20 protein-coding genes and 1 pseudogene are annotated in these 19479 nt (G+C 58.1%); 9 read left to right on the top strand and 12 right to left on the bottom strand.

Annotation, left to right across the window (positions count from 1 at the left end; translation table 11 throughout):
- Nucleotides 1–14 precede the first annotated feature (14 nt).
- From gyrB to dnaA, 4 genes are all read right to left on the bottom strand, one after another.
- Nucleotides 15–2432: a DNA topoisomerase (ATP-hydrolyzing) subunit B gene (gene gyrB, locus N7U68_RS14540; RefSeq protein ID WP_263047277.1), complete on the bottom strand. Its 2418-nt coding sequence runs from the start codon at nucleotides 2430–2432 to the stop codon at nucleotides 15–17.
- A gap of 81 nt (nucleotides 2433–2513) precedes the next feature.
- Entirely contained in the window at nucleotides 2514–3617 is a 1104-nt protein-coding gene (recF, locus tag N7U68_RS14535; RefSeq protein WP_263047276.1) for a DNA replication/repair protein RecF, read from the bottom strand.
- A gap of 44 nt (nucleotides 3618–3661) precedes the next feature.
- A complete protein-coding gene (gene dnaN, locus N7U68_RS14530) occupies nucleotides 3662–4780 on the bottom strand; it encodes a DNA polymerase III subunit beta (protein ID WP_165194437.1) in 1119 nt (372 codons plus the stop codon).
- A 238-nt stretch (nucleotides 4781–5018) separates the two neighbouring features.
- Nucleotides 5019–6377, bottom strand: coding sequence for a chromosomal replication initiator protein DnaA (gene dnaA / locus N7U68_RS14525; RefSeq protein ID WP_165194438.1), 1359 nt, complete (start codon nucleotides 6375–6377; stop codon nucleotides 5019–5021).
- Between the two features lie 222 nt (nucleotides 6378–6599).
- Between dnaA and N7U68_RS14520 the strand changes: the two genes are divergently transcribed.
- Nucleotides 6600–6791 (top strand): hypothetical protein, encoded by a 192-nt coding sequence (locus N7U68_RS14520; RefSeq protein ID WP_165194440.1) that lies wholly within the window; start codon nucleotides 6600–6602, stop codon nucleotides 6789–6791.
- A 77-nt stretch (nucleotides 6792–6868) separates the two neighbouring features.
- On the opposite strand, the gene rpsT is transcribed toward N7U68_RS14520, so the two are convergent.
- From rpsT to mutM, 3 genes and pseudogenes are all read right to left on the bottom strand, one after another.
- Nucleotides 6869–7132, bottom strand: a complete 264-nt coding sequence (gene rpsT, locus N7U68_RS14515) for a 30S ribosomal protein S20 (RefSeq protein WP_165194441.1) — start codon at nucleotides 7130–7132, stop codon at nucleotides 6869–6871.
- 251 nt (nucleotides 7133–7383) lie between these two features.
- Nucleotides 7384–8160 carry an acryloyl-CoA hydratase gene (gene acuK / locus N7U68_RS14510; RefSeq protein WP_165194443.1) on the bottom strand — a complete coding sequence of 259 codons (777 nt, stop codon included), beginning with the start codon at nucleotides 8158–8160 and terminating at the stop codon, nucleotides 7384–7386.
- 64 nt (nucleotides 8161–8224) lie between these two features.
- Nucleotides 8225–9077: pseudogene (mutM, locus tag N7U68_RS14505) on the bottom strand (bifunctional DNA-formamidopyrimidine glycosylase/DNA-(apurinic or apyrimidinic site) lyase).
- A gap of 88 nt (nucleotides 9078–9165) precedes the next feature.
- On the opposite strand from mutM, the gene ubiE reads away from it, so the two are divergent.
- Entirely contained in the window at nucleotides 9166–9909 is a 744-nt protein-coding gene (ubiE, locus tag N7U68_RS14500; protein WP_263047275.1) for a bifunctional demethylmenaquinone methyltransferase/2-methoxy-6-polyprenyl-1,4-benzoquinol methylase UbiE, read from the top strand.
- 3 nt (nucleotides 9910–9912) lie between these two features.
- Nucleotides 9913–11445 carry a 2-polyprenylphenol 6-hydroxylase gene (gene ubiB, locus N7U68_RS14495; RefSeq protein WP_263047274.1) on the top strand — a complete coding sequence of 511 codons (1533 nt, stop codon included), beginning with the start codon at nucleotides 9913–9915 and terminating at the stop codon, nucleotides 11443–11445.
- 92 nt (nucleotides 11446–11537) lie between these two features.
- On the opposite strand, the gene N7U68_RS14490 is transcribed toward ubiB, so the two are convergent.
- From N7U68_RS14490 to N7U68_RS14470, 5 genes are all read right to left on the bottom strand, one after another.
- Nucleotides 11538–11738 (bottom strand): hypothetical protein, encoded by a 201-nt coding sequence (locus tag N7U68_RS14490; RefSeq protein ID WP_165194450.1) that lies wholly within the window; start codon nucleotides 11736–11738, stop codon nucleotides 11538–11540.
- A 248-nt stretch (nucleotides 11739–11986) separates the two neighbouring features.
- Nucleotides 11987–12187, bottom strand: a complete 201-nt coding sequence (locus N7U68_RS14485; RefSeq protein WP_263047273.1) for a hypothetical protein — start codon at nucleotides 12185–12187, stop codon at nucleotides 11987–11989.
- Between the two features lie 406 nt (nucleotides 12188–12593).
- Nucleotides 12594–13268 carry a flagellar hook capping FlgD N-terminal domain-containing protein gene (locus N7U68_RS14480; protein WP_263047272.1) on the bottom strand — a complete coding sequence of 225 codons (675 nt, stop codon included), beginning with the start codon at nucleotides 13266–13268 and terminating at the stop codon, nucleotides 12594–12596.
- Between the two features lie 60 nt (nucleotides 13269–13328).
- Complete coding sequence (locus tag N7U68_RS14475; protein WP_263047271.1) at nucleotides 13329–14438, bottom strand: flagellar hook-length control protein FliK; 1110 nt, start codon at nucleotides 14436–14438, stop codon at nucleotides 13329–13331.
- 506 nt (nucleotides 14439–14944) lie between these two features.
- Nucleotides 14945–15613 carry a hypothetical protein gene (locus tag N7U68_RS14470; protein ID WP_263047270.1) on the bottom strand — a complete coding sequence of 223 codons (669 nt, stop codon included), beginning with the start codon at nucleotides 15611–15613 and terminating at the stop codon, nucleotides 14945–14947.
- A 161-nt stretch (nucleotides 15614–15774) separates the two neighbouring features.
- Here N7U68_RS14470 and N7U68_RS14465 point away from each other — a divergent pair, with 161 nt between their 5' ends.
- From N7U68_RS14465 to N7U68_RS14440, 6 genes are all read left to right on the top strand, one after another.
- Nucleotides 15775–16014: a rod-binding protein gene (locus tag N7U68_RS14465; protein WP_263047269.1), complete on the top strand. Its 240-nt coding sequence runs from the start codon at nucleotides 15775–15777 to the stop codon at nucleotides 16012–16014.
- Nucleotides 16004–16363, top strand: a complete 360-nt coding sequence (locus N7U68_RS14460) for a flagellar export chaperone FlgN (RefSeq protein ID WP_165194458.1) — start codon at nucleotides 16004–16006, stop codon at nucleotides 16361–16363. The genes N7U68_RS14465 and N7U68_RS14460 overlap by 11 nt, the downstream gene beginning before the upstream one ends.
- Nucleotides 16364–16575: 212 nt before the next feature.
- Complete coding sequence (locus tag N7U68_RS14455; protein ID WP_263047268.1) at nucleotides 16576–17790, top strand: flagellin N-terminal helical domain-containing protein; 1215 nt, start codon at nucleotides 16576–16578, stop codon at nucleotides 17788–17790.
- 77 nt (nucleotides 17791–17867) lie between these two features.
- The gene (flaF, locus tag N7U68_RS14450) at nucleotides 17868–18245 is read left to right on the top strand and encodes a flagellar biosynthesis regulator FlaF (protein WP_263047267.1); all 378 of its coding nucleotides are present in this window, start codon (nucleotides 17868–17870) and stop codon (nucleotides 18243–18245) included.
- Entirely contained in the window at nucleotides 18242–18646 is a 405-nt protein-coding gene (gene flbT, locus N7U68_RS14445; protein WP_263047266.1) for a flagellar biosynthesis repressor FlbT, read from the top strand. The genes flaF and flbT overlap by 4 nt, the downstream gene beginning before the upstream one ends.
- Nucleotides 18647–18683: 37 nt before the next feature.
- Nucleotides 18684–19472, top strand: a complete 789-nt coding sequence (locus N7U68_RS14440; RefSeq protein ID WP_263047265.1) for a DUF1217 domain-containing protein — start codon at nucleotides 18684–18686, stop codon at nucleotides 19470–19472.
- Nucleotides 19473–19479 lie beyond the last annotated feature (7 nt).

The raw sequence follows: 19479 nt of genomic DNA, 5'->3' as shown, positions 1-19479 counted from the left end.
CTATCAAGGACCATTCAGAAGTCGAGATTCTCCACATTCAGCGCATTTTGCTGAATGAATTCACGCCTTGGCTCGACCACATCGCCCATCAGTTTGGTAAATAGGTCATCGGCCTCGGCCACATCATCGATCTCGACCCGCAATAAGGTGCGTGCGTCCGGGTCCAGTGTGGTTTCCCACAGCTGGCTCGGGTTCATCTCGCCCAACCCTTTGTAGCGTTGCAGCGCCAATCCCTTTTCGCCCTCTTTCAGGATCGCATCCAGCAGGTCCAAAGGACCATGAATCGTCTGATTGCGGTCCTTGCGCACCAAGGTGGCGGGCATCCGGTAAATCTCGCGCAGCTCAGCTGTCAACAGGCCCAACCTGCGCGCTTCGCCAGAACGCAGGACGGGACCATCCAGCCGACGCGCCTCTTCGACACCCCGGACGGTTCGGGTCAGCCGCATACCTTTGTCCTGCGTCGGGCGCCCCTGCCAACCGCGCTCGTATTCATGGGCGATTAGGTCCAGACGCTCGGCCACCGCATCGGCAACCCCTTGCAGGTCAGCATCCACGCGCCCCTCTAGGAAAGCCTCTGCAATCACGGCCTGCTCTAGAATATGGCGCGGGTAATGTGTTGGAAAGGTTTCCAAAATCCGCTTGGCTTGACGCGCTTCTTCAACCACGCGCACCAAATCGGTGCTGGTAATCTCTTCGCCTGACCCCAACCGCAGAATGGCCTCGTCGGTGCCTTGAGCGATCAGGTAATCCTGCATCTCGGCTTCATCCTTAAGGTAAACCTCCGAACGCCCACGCGCCACTTTGTATAGCGGTGGCTGCGCGATATAGAGGTATCCACCTTCGATCAACTCGGGCATCTGGCGATAGAAGAACGTCAGCAGCAACGTCCGAATATGCGCACCATCCACATCTGCGTCGGTCATGATGACGATCTTGTGGTAGCGCAATTTCGAGATGTCGAATTCGTCCCGACCGATCCCGGTACCCAGTGCCATCACCATGTTACCGATTTCCTGACTGCCCAGCATCCGGTCAAACCGTGCCCGCTCGACGTTCAGGATCTTGCCTTTTAGCGGCAAAATTGCCTGCGTCTTGCGATCCCGTCCCGTCTGGGCCGATCCACCGGCGCTATCTCCCTCGACAAGGAAAATCTCGGTATTCGCAGGATCCTTGTCCGAGCAATCCTTCAATTTGCTGGACAGGAAATTCATATCCATTGGGTTTTTGCGCCGCGTGAGGTCGCGCGCTTTGCGCGCCGCCTCGCGGGCCAGAGCCGCCTCGACGATCTTGCCGACGATAATCCGCGCCTCGTTCGGATTTTCCTCGAACCATTCGGCCAGCTTCTCGTTCATCAGCCCCTCGACGGCGGGACGAACTTCGGAACTGACCAGCTTATCCTTGGTCTGGCTGGAGAATTTCGGATCAGGCACCTTCACCGACAAAACGCAGGTCAGACCTTCACGAGCATCGTCGCCGGTAAAGCTGACCTTTTCCTTCTTGGCGATACCACTGGTCTGCGCATAGCTGTTAATCGTGCGCGTCAGCGCGCCCCGGAAACCAGCCATATGCGTACCGCCATCGCGCTGCGGGATGTTGTTGGTAAAAGGCAGTACCGTCTCGTGATAGCTGTCGTTCCACCACATCGCGACCTCGATACCGATGTCGTCCTTTTCGCCGGTGATAAAGATCGGATCAGGCAGCATCGCCGCCTTGTGCCGGTCCAGATATTTGACGAATTCCTTGACGCCACCCTCGTAGTGCAACTCGGATTCCAGCGTTTCCTCGGGCCGCTCGTCACGCAGCAGGATGCGCACGCCAGAGTTCAGAAACGCCAGTTCGCGCAGCCGCTTTTCCAAGGTCTCGAAACTGTAGGCGAGGTTCGAAAACGTATCGGTAGAGGCCAGAAACCGCACTTCGGTGCCTTTGCGACCGTCGGCGTCACCGACAACCTTCAGATGCTCGGTCGTAAATCCACCCTCGAATCGCGCCACATGTTCTTTGCCATTGCGCCAGACCCGCAGTTCCAGCCAGTCACTCAGCGCATTGACCACAGACACGCCAACGCCGTGCAGACCACCCGACACCTTGTACGAATTACTGTCGAATTTGCCGCCCGCATGCAGCTGCGTCATAATGACTTCAGCCGCCGAGACACCCTCTTCCTCATGGATATCAACCGGGATCCCACGGCCATTATCGCTGACCGAAACCGAGCTGTCCTTGTGGATCGTGACCGTCACGCGGTCGGCATGGCCTGCCAATGCCTCGTCGATGCCGTTATCCACGACCTCATAGACCATGTGATGCAGGCCACTGCCGTCATCAGTGTCCCCGATATACATGCCCGGACGTTTGCGAACCGCCTCCAAGCCCTTGAGAACCTTGATAGAATCGGCACCATATTCTTCGGGTGCCGCTGCTGCCTCTGCCATGCGAAAATTCCTCGTCTTTTCGCGTTTTTATACGATTTCTGGGGGGCAATGTCACGCGGATACGCTATATTTTGTAGTGCATCACCGCTGATCGATCTGCGATACATTCTGCGCTTCGGTTACAACGAAATGCTGCGCGCGATTGCCCAACTCAGCAAAGAGTTCCGCGCCCGTCCCTGTCATCCAGGCCTGCGCCCCCAGACCGCAGATTTCATCATAGAGCGCCGCACGCCGATCCGCATCCAGATGCGCCGCAACCTCATCCAGCAACAGGATCGGCGGCGCACCAAAATCACGCATCAACCCCCGCGCATTGGCCAGGATCAACGACACGAGAAGCGCCTTCTGCTCTCCGGTTGAACAATCCCTAGCCGGCACACCCTTGGCCGCATAGACCCCGTATAGGTCGGCACGGTGTGGCCCGATCAACGTCCTGCCCGCAACCAGATCACGAAACCGGCTTTCCGCCAGCGCGTCGCGGTAGGCAGATTCATCCTCCGGCATTTCACCTTCAGTTGCCGTCAACTCCAACTCTGCCACCGGAAAGGATGTCTCTGCCGCCTGCTGTGCCGCATGAATCTGCGCCAGCGCCGCGCGTCTGCCTGCATCGATCTCGGCCCCACGCTCGGCCATTTGCCCCTCCAGCGCGGTGTACCAATGTGCGTCACGCACCTGATCCTTTAACAGCCGATTACGTTCCCGCATCGCCTTGTCATAGGCCAGCACGGCGTCGGCATGGCTGGGCAGAAAACTCATCGTCATCCGATCCAGAAAACGCCGACGCCCTTCAGCCCCTTCGATCCACAGACGGTCCATGGCAGGGATCAGCCATAGCACCCGCGCGATGCGTCCCAGTGCCAGTTGCGCCGTTGCCTTGCCATCGATGCGCACTTGCCGCGCGCCCCCCTCCTCGGACCAGATTTCAATCTCATGAACCTGATGCAATGAATGTAGTAATCCTGTCAGCTTCCAGCCCAATGCCTCGGGTCTGCGCGCCATCTCCTGCGCCGAGGACCGGCGCAGCCCGCGACCGGGCGAAAATAGCGAAACGGCCTCGATCAGATTGGTCTTACCCGCACCATTCGGGCCATGAATTGCAACCGGGCGCGCATCAACGTCCAGCCACGCAGATTTATGCGACCGAAAATATGAAAGCGTTAGCTGGGAAAACCACAGACCGGCCATTCAAGGCCTTTCAATGTTCCAAAAATACTCAAATCCGACAGGCGTCACACGCGCATCGGCATGACGACGTAAACCGCACTCAGATCATTGCCCTCGCGCATCAACGTCGGATCGCCTGCGGAATTGAACAGGAATACCGCATTCTCGCGATCTACCTGACTGGCGATTTCCAGTAGATACTTGGCATTGAACCCGATTTCTAGACGTTCATCACCATAGGCCACAGCCAGTTCTTCTTCGGCGGCACCGCTGTCGGGGGCATTCACAGACAGAACCAGCCGGTCCTCGTCCAGCGACAGCTTGACCGCGCGGCTGCGCTCGGAACTGACAGTTGCAACCCGGTCCACAGCCTGCGCGAATTCTGCCGCATCCACTTCCATCTTGCGTGTGTTGCCTTGCGGAATGACACGCGTGTAGTCGGGGAACGTGCCGTCAATCACCTTGGACGTCAGCGTGATATCAGGCGTGGCAAAACGCACCTTTGTCTCGCTCACTGACACGGCGATCGTCATATCGTCGTCTTCCAGCAGCTTGCGCAGTTCGCCCACGGTCTTGCGCGGGACAATCACGCCGGGCATATCGGCCGCACCTTCGGGCAGGTCCGCGTCGATACGCGCCAGTCGGTGCCCGTCTGTAGCCACACAGCGCAGCACCTTGCCGCCATCCGACTCGGCGACATGCATGTAAACGCCATTGAGGTAGTACCGCGTTTCTTCTGTCGAAATTGCAAATTTCGATTTGTCGAACAGCCGCCGTAGTTCAGGCGCTTTGGCAGAGAAATTGCTGGCATACTCGGACGATGCCATGACCGGGAAATCTTCCTTGGGCAGCGTCGCAAGGTTAAAGTTTGATCGCCCCGCCTCGACCGACAAGCGACCGGCAGTGCCGTCATCGCTCAGTGTGACTAGAGCGCCATCTGGCAACTTGCGCACAATCTCATGCAGCATGACCGCCGACACAGTAGTCGCTCCCGGTCGCTCCACTTGGGCGGGGGCCTTGTCGACCACTTCGATATCCAGATCCGTCGCGCGGAACTGCACCGATCCGCCTTCGGCCTCGATCAATACGTTGGCGAGGATCGGAATCGTGTTACGCCGCTCCACGACCGATTGTGCTTGGCTCACGGCCTTGAGCAAGGTCGCCCGTTCAATGCTGAGTTTCATACCCTTGCTCCCTAAAGCCTTTTCAGTGCCTAGGGTGTTTTGCACCAATCCTGCTACTCAGGAAAATTGCAAAACACCCTCAGCCTAACCCGACGCCGCGCCGGGAAGGGCACGTTAGCAACGTCCCTTACCGGTGCAAGCCTTTTCTGGTAGTTTTCCGCTGGATCGGCGCCCCGGTCAAGCCGATCAGGCGCGCCAATCGCCTAGGCACACCCATAGGGCGCAAGAGTTGCTCGCCTCACGCCTCAAGGGTACGACGAAGCAGATCCAGATCCTCTGCAATCTGTGCGTCACTGGCGCGCAGTTCTTCGATCTTGCGCACACCATGCATGACGGTGGTGTGGTCGCGCCCGCCAAAGCGGCGTCCGATGTCAGGCAGGCTCCGGCTGGTCATCTGTTTGCACAGGTACATTGCCACCTGCCGCGGACGCGCAAAGATGCGGGTCCGCTTGGGGCCCACCAGATCGCTCAGGCGGATGTTGTAATGATCCGATACCTGCCGCTGGATTTCCTCGACCGTCAGTTGCCGTTCCGAGGCGCGCAGCACATCTGCCAGACAATCCTGCGTCAGATCCAATGTGATTTCGTGACCCACGAGCGACGCAAAAGCAAAGAGCCGGGTCAGCGCGCCTTCCAATACGCGCACGTTCTTGCGGATACGGTGCGCGAGAAATTCCAGAACGCCATCGGCCATCACCAGATCGGGATATTGACCACGATAGAATTCGACTTTCGATTGCAGAATACCCAAGCGCAGTTCGTAATTGGTCGGGTGCAGGTCCACCACCAGACCGCATTGCAGGCGCGATTTGATCCGCTCTTCCAGTTTTTCAATCTCACCCGGCGCACGGTCAGCCGAAATGATGATCTGCTTGTTCTGGTCCACTAACGCGTTGAACGTGTGAAAGAATTCTTCTTGGGTGCTATCCTTGCCTGCGATGAATTGCACATCGTCAACCATCAGAACATCGACCGAACGGAACAATTCCTTGAAATCCATCATCTTGCGGTCACGCAACGCCTGAACGAACCGATACATGAACTGCTCTGCTGACAGGTAAAGCACATTCAGGTTGGGTTGGTTTTGCTGCAACTCCCACGCGATCGCATGCATCAGGTGCGTCTTGCCCAAGCCTACTCCACCATAAAGAAAGAGCGGATTGAACGTCACCGGCCCGCCCTCGGCAACACGTTTGGCCGCCGCATGGGCCAGCTCGTTCGGCTTGCCGACCACAAAGCTGTCGAAGGTAAATTTTGGCTCCAGCGGCGCGGCGGCAATCACGTTGTCACGCTCGGCGCGCACGGCATCCGCCCTGGGTGCCGCCGTCGATGTCGCTCGCGTAGCGACGGGACGCTTTGCAGGCACGTTGAACGAGATACGGCGCACGTCAGGGGCGGCTGACCGCAGGTGGAACAGGATATGCTCGCCAAATTTCTGCGAAACGTAATTGCCAACAAAGCTGGTCGGCACATCAAGCGTTGCGACACCGTCCGCAACATCCGACAATTCCAAAGGCTCGATCCAGTTTGTGTAGTTGCTCGATCCGACCGTCTTGCGAAGGTCTTGCTTCACTTGTCCCCATTGATCCTGTGTCATTCGTTCCCGTTCCGCGAGCAGCGCATCAACAATTTTTTATTACCCGGTGGGCTTGTGCCCAATCCGGTCGAAGCAATTCCACACCCAATCAGGCACAGCATACCACCCATCATGGCCGCATGGACCCCGATGGAAAGGCCCCACAGATGAGCCCTATGTAGTTCTAAACGTCATAGACCGGATGGCGGGACATCCCCGAACCGCCAATTCCGCGACAATAGCATGCCACGCCAGAAGGAATCTCGTCAGGACAAAATCCTGAAGATACGCGTCCAATCGCCCGTAAATGTTGGCGCAGCGGATGCGGATCAACCCTTCCCCCAGGTGAATCGCTTGGTCAAACTAGCAATTCGATCATCGCCGCTGCAACTCATCTTCTTCCTTGACTCTGATTTTGCTGAAAAAGAATCTTAGCCGGATTTTCGCACCCGCAAACGTGCAAAAGGCGCCGCATATGCGACGCCTTTTGCGATCAATATGTTAGCTGTTATTTAGCCGAGAGCTTTCACTCGCGCCGACAGCCGCGACACTTTGCGCGATGCTGTATTCTTGTGGAAAACGCCTTTGGTCACGCCGCGCATCAGCTCGGGCTGGGCCGCGCGCAGGGCTGCAGTGGCCGCTTCCTTGTCACCCGAGGCAATCGCCTCTTCGACTTTACGCAGGAAGGTGCGGATACGCGAGCGGCGCGCTTTGTTGATCGCAAAACGGGTTTCGTTCTGACGTGCGCGTTTTTTGGACTGCGGTGTATTGGCCATGTGAATCAGACCCTTTCTCAGTGTTCGGTCGTTGTGTTTTCATTTACGCAGCACAATCCCGAATGGCCCCCCTCTCGGGGTGTTGATTCTTGCCTAGGCGGGCATCGCGCGCATGTATTGACGGTCAGATACGCCCGGCCCCGCAGAATTGCAAGCATTTCGCAGCAATCCCCCTGACATCGTTGCAACCGGGTCCAATCGGCCCGCCCGCGCCGCGTGGGCGCAGGCTAGGCCTAACTTTGCCCGACCATCTATTTGTCGCGGAATTGCGCCTCGCGTTTTTCCATAAAGGCGGACATGCCTTCTTTTTGATCTTCGGTGGCAAAGAGCGAATGGAACACACGACGTTCGAACAGCAAGCCCTCACGCAATGTCGTTTCGTAGGACCTGTTGACCGCTTCCTTGACCGCCATGATGCTGACCATCGATTTCTCGGCAATCTTGCCAGCGGCCGCCAGCGCCTCTTCGCGCAGTTTCTTAATCGGGACGACGCGACTCACAAGACCGGAACGTTCTGCCTCTTCGGCATCCATGAAACGCCCGGTCAGGTTCATATCCATCGATTTGGATTTGCCGATGAAACGCGTCAGCCGCTGTGATCCGCCGAGCCCGGCCATCACGCCCAGATTGATCTCTGGCTGGCCGAACTTCGCGCTTTCAGAGGCAATGATGAAATCGCACATCATTGCCAGTTCGCACCCGCCGCCCAGCGCATAACCCGAGACGGCAGCGATGATCGGTTTACGAACCCGCATGATCGCGTCGGCTTCAGGACCAAACAGGTCCCCGGCGAACACTTCGACAAAACTCTTGTCGCTCATCATCTTGATATCGGCTCCGGCGGCAAACGCTTTTTCCGAGCCGGTCAACACGATGCAGCGCACCTTGTCGTTGCCTTGCGCCTCTTCCAATGCTGTTACCAACTCGCCCAGCAGCTGATCATTCAGCGCATTCATGGCATCGGGTCGGTTCAGCGTGATTAGGGCGACGTGGTCTTCTACTTCGACGGTGATCGTCTCAAAGGCCATGAAATCTGCTTTCGCTTGTTTCTGTCAGGTGCTTTGGTTTACCACCCCGGCGCGCGCTTTCAACCTATCTTTGGCATTTCGGACAGTAGAAGCTGGACCGCCCGGATTGGACGATACGTTTTATCATACCAGTGCAATCTGTATTGCGGCACGCCTGTCCCTCGCGGTCGTATACATCAAAGCGATGCTGGAAATACCCCAACTCTCCATCGGCTTGACGGAAATCACGCAGGGATGAACCGCCCGCCGCAATCGCATCACGCAAGACATCGCGTATGATCGGTACAAACGCGGCTGCGCGCACCGCACTTAAATTTCCAGCCTTACGGAGTGGTGACACCCGCGCCCGATAGAGCGTCTCGCACACATAGATATTGCCCAGCCCTGCCACGATTCGCTGATCCAGCAGCGCCGATTTGATCGGCGTCGATTTTCCGTGCAGCGCTTGTACCAGATATTTCTCGTCAAACTGGTTGCCCAGCGGCTCTGGCCCCAGCTTTGCCAGCAGTGCATGAGCCTCGCCCAGCGCAGTATCATAGAGGTCCATTGCCCCAGAATCGGCGCGGATCGTTGAACGTGATCCGCGCCCCATTCTCCATGTGTAAAACAACATGATCATGCTTTTCCGGCGCAGGATGATCGTGCACGAACTGGCCAAGCGGATCACCCGATATCAGCATCCGGCCTGACATCCCCAAATGGATCAGCAGCGTCTCGCCCGAACTCAGATCAGCAAGGATGTACTTGGACCGGCGCCGCAGCCCCAACACTCGCTGGCCAGTCAGCCGCACGGACATCTCAGGCGGAAACGGCCAGCGTAGATCAGGTCTGTTCACCTCAGCGCGCGAGATCACCGCGCCCTCCATTGCCGGCGCCAACCCGGCGCGGACGGTTTCAACCTCTGGCAATTCGGGCATGCTCGCCTCCACATCTGCAAAAGGGCCGCATTGTGTCCGCGCCCGAGCGCTCTATAACAAGGCCCTGAACCCGTGCAAGGCAAGGCCCATGACCGAGAAAACCACCCATTTCGGATTTCAGACTGTCCCCGAGGACGAAAAGGCGGGCCGCGTACGCGGCGTCTTTGGCTCCGTGGCCAGCAAATACGACGTGATGAACGATGCCATGTCGATGGGCATCCACCGCGTTTGGAAGGACGCCATGATGGATTGGCTAGCCCCGCGCGCCGGGCAAAAGCTGCTCGATGTGGCGGGCGGAACCGGCGATATCAGCTTTCGCTTTCTCAAGCGCGCGGGCTCCGGCCACGCGACAGTGCTGGATCTGACCGAGCCGATGCTGATCGAAGGACGAAAACGCGCCGAAGCCGATCAGATGGTCGACAGCCTCGACTGGGTGGTGGGCGACGCGATGGCGCTGCCGTTTGCCGACAATACATTCGACGTCTACACCATCAGCTTTGGCATCCGTAACGTCACCCGCCCCCAAGAGGCCCTGAACGAAGCGTTCCGCGTCCTCAAACCCGGCGGCCGCCTGATGGTGCTGGAATTCAGCCAAATACCGAACGACCTGATGCAAAAGGTCTATGACCTTTATTCCTTCAACATCATTCCACGCCTTGGCCACGTGATCGCCGGGGATCGCGACAGCTATCAATATCTGGTCGAATCGATCCGGCAGTTTCCCGATCAGGAAACCTTTCTCGCAATGGTTAAACAGGCCGGTTTCGAACAGGCCAAGTATCGCAACCTGACAATGGGCATCGCTTGCCTGCATTCCGGCTGGAAAATCTAAGGCATGCGTGGACCCCACAACATCATTCGCCTGATCCGCACTGGCGCCACGCTGGAACGCACCGGCGCCATGGGCGTCATAATGGATGCGATGGATGCGCCCCCCTTGGTGCGCGGTACCCTGCGATTCCTCGCCTGGCCATTTCAGTGGCTCGGGCTTAAGGGCGACCCGAACATGCCCCCGGCCACCCGTGCGCTGACGGCGCTGGGACCGGCCTACATCAAATTCGGCCAGATCCTGTCAACCCGCCCTGATCTGGTGGGCGACGAACTGGCCACGCAGATGCGCGTGTTGCAGGACAAGCTGCCGCCGTTTGACATTGATGTGGCCAAGGCCAGCATCGAGCAGGAGCTGGGCCAACCGATAGAGGCAATGTTCGACGACTTCAGCCCGCCAGTGGCCGCTGCCTCTATTGCGCAGGTGCACAAGGCCACGCTGCGCAAAACCGGCGATTCAGTCGCGGTCAAAGTGCTGCGTCCGGGGATCGAACGCGCGTTTCGCGTGGATATCGACGCGTTCTACTTTGCCGCTAACATGATCGAGTTTCTGTCACCCGCCGCACGCCGCCTGCATCCGACCGAAGTGATCGCCCATTTCGAGGGCGTAGTGATGGGCGAGCTCGATTTGCGGCTAGAGGCGTCCTCTGCATCCGAGTTTGCGTCCAACACCACGGGCGACGCAGGCTTTCAGTTACCCGGCATCCAGTGGGACCATTGCAGCCGCCGGGTAATGACGATGGACTGGGCCGACGGTGCGCCGCTGGGCGACAATGCCGCCATTGATGCAGCCGGCCATGACCGTGTAGTGCTGGGTGACCGAGTGCTGCAACTCTTCCTCAGTCACGCGCTGCGCGACGGATATTTCCACGCTGACATGCATCAGGGCAACCTTAAGGTCGCGCCGAATGGCAATATCATTGCTTATGATTTCGGCATCATGGGGCATATCGACGAATACACCCGCCGCGTCTACGCCGAGATCCTCTATGGTTTCATCAAACGCGATTACCGCCGCGTTGCGGAGGTGCATTTCGAGGCAGGCTATGTGCCCGCCAACCGCGATGTCGATGAGTTCGCCCGCGCGTTGCGGGCGGTAGGAGAGCCGATCTTTGGCATGGACGCCAGCCAGATCAGCATGGGCAGCCTGCTCAGCTATCTATTCGAGGTGACAGAACGCTTTGGCATGGAAACCCGGACCGAGCTGATCCTGCTACAGCGCACGATGGTCGTGGTCGAGGGTGTTGCGCGCTCGCTCAACCCGCAGATCAATATCTGGCAGGTCGCCCGCCCCGTAGTAGAGGATTACATTCGGCAGAGCCTTGGACCACGCGCCTTGGCGCAAAGTCTGGGGCGCACTGCGATGGTTTTGTCACGCTTTGGCCCGCGTCTGCCGCAACTGGTGGAATCCGCTCTTATTCGCGCCTCGGCCCCGACACCAGAGCCGCCACGCCGTCGGCGGCGTGATCTGGCTGTCTGCGGCGTCAGCGGGGCCATTCTCGGCGCAGGTGTCCTTGCCGCCTGCCTCGCGCTGCTCTGAGGCTCGATCGTACAGCCTGCTCGCAAACGAAAAAGGCAGCCCTATAGGCTGCCTTTTCCTCAATCAACCACGCCGGAGCGTAGTGTATTCGTTCAGGTGTCGTCGCTCGAATCAAGCGCTGCGATACCAATGATGGTAACCGCGATACCAGCTGCGACCAGACCCGGCGTCAGGCCGACTGCTGGACCTGCTGTCGACACAAATGGGTCAGCGTTGACGTCTTGGGCTGCAACGGGCGCTACAGCGGAGACGGCGATTGCAGCTGCTGCTGCAAGAGTTGCGAATTTTTTCATGTAATCTCTCCTCAAATTGAGATGTCAAACATCATGGCACCTCTCGGAACCATCTCTGATGCCGAATCTATGCCATGCCCGGACGTCAATTGAAAGGGCATCGTTGGGGTCGGGAAAAAAGGCTGTGCTGGCGCACCAAGCCAATGACGGACGTTCAGCCATCCGGACCACGATCACCCCACATGAAAAAGGCAGCCCTATAGGCTGCCTTTTCCTCAAACAACCACGCCGAAGCGCAGTGTATTCGTTCAGGTGTCGTCGCTCGAATCAAGCGCTGCGATACCAATGATGGTAATCGCGATACCAGCTGCGACCAGACCCGGCGTCAGGCCAACTGCTGGGCCTGCTGTCGACACAAATGGGTCAGCGTTGACGTCTTGGGCTGCAACGGGCGCTACAGCGGAGACGGCGATTGCAGCTGCTGCTGCAAGAGTTGCGAATTTTTTCATAATACTCTCCAAACCGGTTTTAGAATCTGTGTCCCCACAAATCTCAACTGGGAATATCGCACGTTTGGAACGAAAACAAAACAGTTTTCCCGGTTTTTCTTCAGTTTCGCACGACTTTGCCGATGGCGTCTGATAGTCGACCAACCCATTGATAGTAAATCACAATTAATTCCAGACTTTCTAACGTGAGCGCAAAATGGGTTGCGCGCGCGTGTAAACGTTGCAGCCATGCAACATGCCCTCACGCCTGTCAGTGCCGAAATACCAACCTCGTAGGCCAAACCTGCCGCTAACAACAAGGGCCGCGACTCTGCCCGGATCAATCGCCTGATCGAACATCATTCGATTGCTACCCTCCTGCACAAACCGCGTAATTTCAGCGGGTAATTGAGCTATCGCCTCCTGCTCAATTCGGGTCAGGCTGCCGCAATGCGATCACCTCAGCCGCCTGCACTTCCTGCCCGCCTGCCATCACCAGAACAGTGGTTCCGCCGCTCAGACGCGCCTCGACCACCCGTGACTGCGACGCGACCGGCGCGGTGCCCAGATGCGCCTCTCGCTGAAACGCATCTACGCTCAGATGATAGGTGCCAGCAGGCAACATCTGGCCAGTTTCATCAGTGCCGTCCCAGATCACAGGGCCGCCTGACGGCGACACGGATTTCTGTTGCACGATGCCGCCAGTTGCATCCCGCACCACAAGTTGAGCGAGATCGGTGCCGGTGCTGGTATCATATTGCAGCTCCACCGGGGTGCCATCAAACGCGACCGGCATTTCCGCACGGGCCACCATCCCGACCCAACCTTGCAATTGCCCGAGGCCCATCAACCCCATCTGCTCTGACAGCCCTCCCAGCAGGTCATTGGTCCGCACCTGCTGCTCGACCGAGGAGAAGGCAGCGAGTTGTGTCGCGAAGTCCGCGGAATCGACTGGATTGAGAGGGTCCTGATTCTCCATCTGCACCGTCAGCATCTTCAGGAATGTCTCAAAATCTGAACTAAGCGCGTTGGTCGCCGCGGCGTTAGGTTGTGCCCCGGTAGGGGGCGGGCTTGTGCCCGGCTGTGTCGAAGTCACCTGCATGATCTCATCCTTTTCGAAATTTGCCGCTTGGGTGCTGGATATCCGTTACTCCGGAATGCTTCATAAACGGATATCCAGTCGGTCCGTGGCCACCGTCAGTGCCCCCTGCGCTACCTTTGGTTCGGATCGCGTTCCGCCGTCCTGCGATACCGTATCGTCCGTGTGGACGTCCGCTGTATCTGGCCTGCCGTGCGTGCCGGGCTGACCTGCAAAGTCAAAGGCTGCACCATTATAACCAATCGCGCGGAATTCTTCTGCCAACAGATCAATATGCCGGCGCATCAGGTCCAGTGTATCCTGCCGTTCGGCCACCACCTGAACCGCCAATGCGCCATCCATTGTACTTAGCGACAGGCGGACCCGCCCCAGCTCTGCCGGGTTCAATGACAGATCAATCACTCGCTCACCGCTGCGATGCGCCGCATCGGCAATCTGCACCGCGACCTGCCGTGCCGTCTCCGGGCGGTGCTGTGCGGGTGGTAAGACGGCTCGTAGTTCGATCGACGAATCGCGCAGGCCGCGCACTTCGACGGGGGCAGCCAGATCCACCCCGGTTGTAGCAGATTTGTCTACCGCTGCTTTTACATCCACGTCAAAAGCACTGCTGCGCGATATAGTGTCCGTAACCTGCGGCACCATAGTGTCCGCAACCTGTGGCACCGAACGCGGCTGCGCTGTTTCAACGGCGCGGCGATCCAAAAATGCGGCGCCGTCATGAATCGTCGCGCGTGGAAGGAGTGTTTCCTGTCTGGGTTTATCCAGCCCGCCTTCTGCAGCCCGTTCAATCATCGCAGCCTGCAATTCATCCACCTGAACTTGCGGGGCATGGCCCGCTTCCCGCGGACCTGCGCCAGAGACGACACTCGCACCTCGGATTCCCAGAGGTGGCGATTCAAACGGTATCACCACACTGCTGATACCATCAGCGTGTGTACCGCCCGCAACGGATCGAATACTCCCGGATACGGTAGGCATTGCTATGCCGGGCTTCGGATCGGGCACGACTGCCCCACCACTTGACCGCGACAGTGCGGGATCACGGCGCATGTATGCATCACCTTCTGATGCGATCTCTATCCTGTTGAATAGGCGTGGTGTTCTGCCAGTTATCAGCGAATTTTCGGTATCTTCCGCAACGCCCTCTCCGTCGCCTGCTGCGGATGTGGTCATCAACGGCACTGCCATCGCCTGACTGCCGGCGGGCTGTCCCGCCGAAGGTTGACTGATGCGACGTCCCGCCGGTTCAGCAGGGCCGGCTTGCTGCATGTTAATCGGACGAGATGCGGACGCGTCGGTCAGAAAACCTGCTGCTGTTGGTCGCAGGACATCCGCCCCATCTGATTGCAACGCAGGAGCTTGACCCGATGGGGCCTGATTACCTTCGCCCCCCCGAGGACTGTTTCCGTTTGTATTCAATTGATTGGGATGCTCTGACGTCAACATGTCGGCCTGGGCGGTTGCGTAGCGCGGGGAGGGCGCGAGGGGCATTGCCGTACCCGCCCCCTTACTCTGTATTCGCGTAGAAACGATCATTTCATCGCGTGAATCGGCTTGGGATGCGTCGCTGCCTGTATTTCCGTTTCGGACGGGCAAGCCGATGCCATCTCTGCCTTCCGCACCCGCGGCAAGAGCTACGAAGTCGGGCGAAGTTGTTGGCAACGCTGACTCCAGCGGTGTTACGTCCACAACAGGACCGTACCCCCCTGCGCCACTTGGTCCGGGGTTGCCTGAACAATTTCACCCGCCTCGGATCCGGGGTCAGTTCTTCCTGTTGTTGCACTTGCACGCGCGACGGTCGTTCCAGCGCCGGAATGCGCGTAAGCCGCCTCGTCTTGCAAACGCCCTGTCAGCCGTTCTTCAACGCCACGCGCGGGACGACTCGCCACGTTCTGAGCTTCGACCAGAGATCTCTCGTCCGGTGACTGCCCCATCGCAGCAGCATCAAGAACAGCATTCGTGTCCCCGCTCACCTCGTCGCCCCCCCCCGCATCGGCCCGGCGCCCATCGCCCCAGATCAGAGGGCTATCCGAAACCGGAGAACGCGCGCCCGTTGGTGAAACATCGACTTGCCCGCCCTCCGCAGGTGCAGTCGTGTTTCGTTTATCCGCCGATAGAAGATCTGCCTCAGCTGTGTCAGTTGATCCTTCTGACTTGTTCTGCCCTTCCACCGTTTCCGGCTCGGGCAAAACCAAGCCATGCTCCGGCACGTTTCGGGCAAAAATACGATCAAAACTTCGCCCATCATTCTGCGCTGCGTCCTGAGGCAGCATCCCCGATACCTTGGCCGGATTGCCGACCATCGTCCGCGCGATCATGTCGTTCAATAGAATCATTGGACTGGGCATCGGTTTCTCCGGGACTTCTTCCTTGATGCCCAGACCATGACAAAAGCTGGTTACTGCTTCTTTACTGATTTGCGCTCAAATACAGCGGAGTTCGATCAATTCGAGGTAATCCCGTGACCGATTTTTTACCAATTCAATCCCAGAACCCTCCTCTCTCCCGCATGACCAAATCACTGAACGCGCGCGGCGCCGCAGAGAAGCTGGAGGCGACGTTTCTGGCTGAAATGCTGAAATCCTGTGGTTTGGGAACACAGAACAGCAGCTTTGGCGGCGGCGTTGGCGAAGAGCAATTCGCATCGTTTCAGCGTCAGGCATTGGCGGACGCCATGGTTCAAACCGGCGGCATTGGCCTCGCCGAACATTTTTATCAAGCCATACTGGAGAAGAGTGATGACAGATAACACCGTACAAGTGCTGATTGATCGTCTCGATACCTTGCTGGAGAAAGAGAGGCGCGCCTTGCTGGTCGGCGATCTGGACGCGATTGGCGGTCTGCTGGCGCAAAAGGAACACCTGATCGACGCGCTAAACATCGCCGCACCTGATGCTCAACACGACCTGCGCCCGGTTCAGGGCAAGGTGGCCCGCAATCAAGCATTGCTAGACGGCGCGTTGCAGGGGATTCGCAAGGTGGCCACTCGCATGGCCGCCTTTCGCAAGATCCGGCGCACGTTGGAGACTTATGATGAAAGCGGGCGGAAGCTCATCTTGCAAGCCGACGTCGAGCATAAAGTGGAAAAACGCGCCTGACCGGAATTGTCTCAAATGCTAGCAATATGATCCGATGGTTTTAGCACTCCATTAGCACCTGAAAACGCATCCTGCATGGGCATCCCAACCGGATGGCGCAGCCCGCCTCAGGCGTCCGCTGCACATGTCAGAAAGACAGGTTAGGTCGTCCCCACACCCGGTGGCGAAGCGTGTAATTGGCGCAAAAGCGCCAGAAACCAAAGGATTATGCTATGTCCAGCATTCTGACAAACAACGGCGCCATGACCGCGCTGCAAACCCTCAAATCGGTCAATATGAACTTGTCAAAAACACAAGACGAGATTTCGACCGGCAAGAAGATCGGCAGCGCACGTGATAACTCGGCCATTTTCGCCATTTCCAAAGTCATGGAATCCGATGTCAAAGGATTCAAGGCAATCACCGACAGCCTGTCGCTTGGCCAATCCTCAGTCGCCGTGGCGCGTCAGGCCGCCGAAACGGTTACCGATCTTCTGACCCAGATGAAGGGAAAGATCGTTGCTGCACAGGCTGAGAATGTCGACCGCACCAAGATCAACGATGATGTAACCGCACTGAAAGGGCAAATTAACTCGGTCATCGCGGCGGCACAGTTCAACGGGCTCAATCTCGTCGATGGAAATGTCGCCTCGACCGATATTCTCGCCTCTCTTGACCGCGATTCCAACGGTAACGTCACGGCGTCCTCCATCTCTGTTGACGGTCAGGATCTTGCGACTGGCGGATTTACCGCCAAGGCGGCATTTACTGGCACTGACGGATTGGCCGTGGATGACGACGCTTCATTCGGCTTTGCGCTGGATGCCACAGGTGGCACCAATGACGATGGTACGGTCGTGATTGTCGATCCGACCTATGCGGCCGGTGACAAGATATCGATGCGTTTGGGCGATACTGAAGTCTCCTACACTGTCACCGCCGAAGACATCGCAAGCACCTCAGTCGAGGACATCGTGGCTGTCGGCCTCAAATCCGCGATCGAGGCCACCGATGCGGACGTCACGGTGGATTACAACATCGCCAACGCAGGCACATTGGTAATTACCAACAACAGCGCTGATGCATTGTTCGTATCTGGCCAGTTCACCAATGCGGGGTCCGGCGGCCTCGGCGCGATGACGGGGATCAACGTGACCACCGGTGTCGGCGCGACATCCGCGTTGGGCACAATCGAGTCACTGATTGACACTGCCATTGACGCAGCGGCGGCGCTGGGCTCCGCCGAGGGCCGGATCGTAACGCAAAACACTTTCATCTCAAACCTGACCGATTCCCTGACGTCTGGCATCGGGGCGTTGGTGGACGCCAACATGGAAGAAACATCGGCCCGACTTCAGGCTTTGCAGGTCCAGCAGCAGCTGGCGGTGCAGTCGCTCTCGATCGCCAATCAGGCGCCGCAGAGCATCCTGACACTCTTCCGAGGCTAAGCCAGCCTGAGGGGCGCCCTATGGGGCGCTCCTGACCCTGCTTACCGCCCCATTAAACTTTCGGAAGGACGCCCGCCGTGAATGCAATTCGCAAAGCGCAGGAGGCCTATAGCCAAACCGCGCGCACGATCAAGACCCCCCGCAGCACCGAGTACGAAGCCTTTGCAAGGATCACCAATGCTCTAAAATCCAGCACGAGTTCCGGACAAAAGGATATACGCCGTCTGGCTGGCGCCCTGCATGACAATCGCCATCTATGGACGATTCTGGCCAGCGATGTTGCAGACACCGGCAACGCTTTGCCGGCCGACATCCGGGCACGCATTGTCTATCTAGCCGAATTCACCCATCTGCACAGCGCCCGCGTTTTGTCGGACGGGGTCTCTGCAGCGCCGTTGATCGAGATAAATACCGCGATCATGGCCGGGCTGCGCGGCGAAGGCCAAAGACCATGAGCGGGCTGGTTCTGAAGCTCGGCCCGAAAGAGCGCGTGTTGATCAACAGCGCAGTCGTGGAAAACGGCGACCGGCGCGTGCGGTTATCGATTGTCACACCGGGCGCGAATATCCTGCGCTTGCGTGATGCAATCCATCCCGGCACCGCTAACACGCCAGTGCGCCGTGTCTGCTATGCCGCGCAGCTGGTTCTGTCGGGGGATTCCAATCCCGAGGAGGCGCGCCTGCCACTCTTGCGGCATATTGAAGAGTTGAGCCAGATCCTGATCGACCCTGACAGTCGCGCGCATCTGACGAGCGCCACGCAGGCTGTGCTGAATGATCAGTTCTATCAATGTCTGAAATCCCTACGCGCGCTCTTGCCCCGCGAAGAACGCCTATTGGCACATCACACGGCATGACTCCCCGGGACGTCAGCGGTCAAAGAAAGACACGACAATGAGCTATCAACCAGTGGTTCCTTTGGACGGTTTGGCGGGCTGGGCGTTCTTGACGCGCACATTGGCCACTCAAACGGCCGCCTTTGACAGTGGCGCCCGCATCAGCCGCGACACAACCTATTTCGAGCAAGCCATCTCTGATGTCGAAACGGCTGAGCAGTTGGTATCAGACCGGCGCCTGTTACGTGTGGCTCTCGGTGCTTTTGGATTACAGGACGATCTCGATAACCGTTTCTTCATCCGGAAAATTCTGGAAGGCGGCACAGAGGCCGATGATGCGTTGGCCACTCGGCTCGCTGACAGCCGATACCGCGAGTTTGCCGATGCATTCGGCTTTGGTAACCTCGGCGGGCGCCGCACCTTCTTTGAAGGATTTGGCCGGGAGATCACTGAAAAATTCCGCGCCCGGCAGTTCGAGATTGCTGTCGGCGATCAGGATCAAAGCATGCGCCTCGCCATGACCGCAGAGCGCAGCTTGCCTGATATCGCGACCGGAACCGGTAGCGACAAAACAAAGTGGCTACGCATCATGGGTGATCCACCCTTGCGAGAGGTGTTCGAACGTGCGCTTGGGTTGCCCGAAGGGTTTGGTCAGATGGACCTTGATCGGCAGGTCGAGGTTTTTCGTGACCGTGCCAGCCGTCAGTTGGGCATCGACACATTAGATCAGCTCGCTGATGCAGACACCCGAAAGCACATCATCGAACGCTACCTGATACGCAATCAAGTGGCTGAGTTCACCGCGCAAAGCGGAACCTCCATCGCCCTGACCCTGCTGCAGTCATGATCATCAA

The sequence above is a fragment of the Roseovarius pelagicus genome, from assembly GCF_025639885.1.
GTDB lineage: Bacteria > Pseudomonadota > Alphaproteobacteria > Rhodobacterales > Rhodobacteraceae > Roseovarius > Roseovarius pelagicus.
This window is presented reverse-complemented; position numbering and strand designations above follow the sequence as displayed.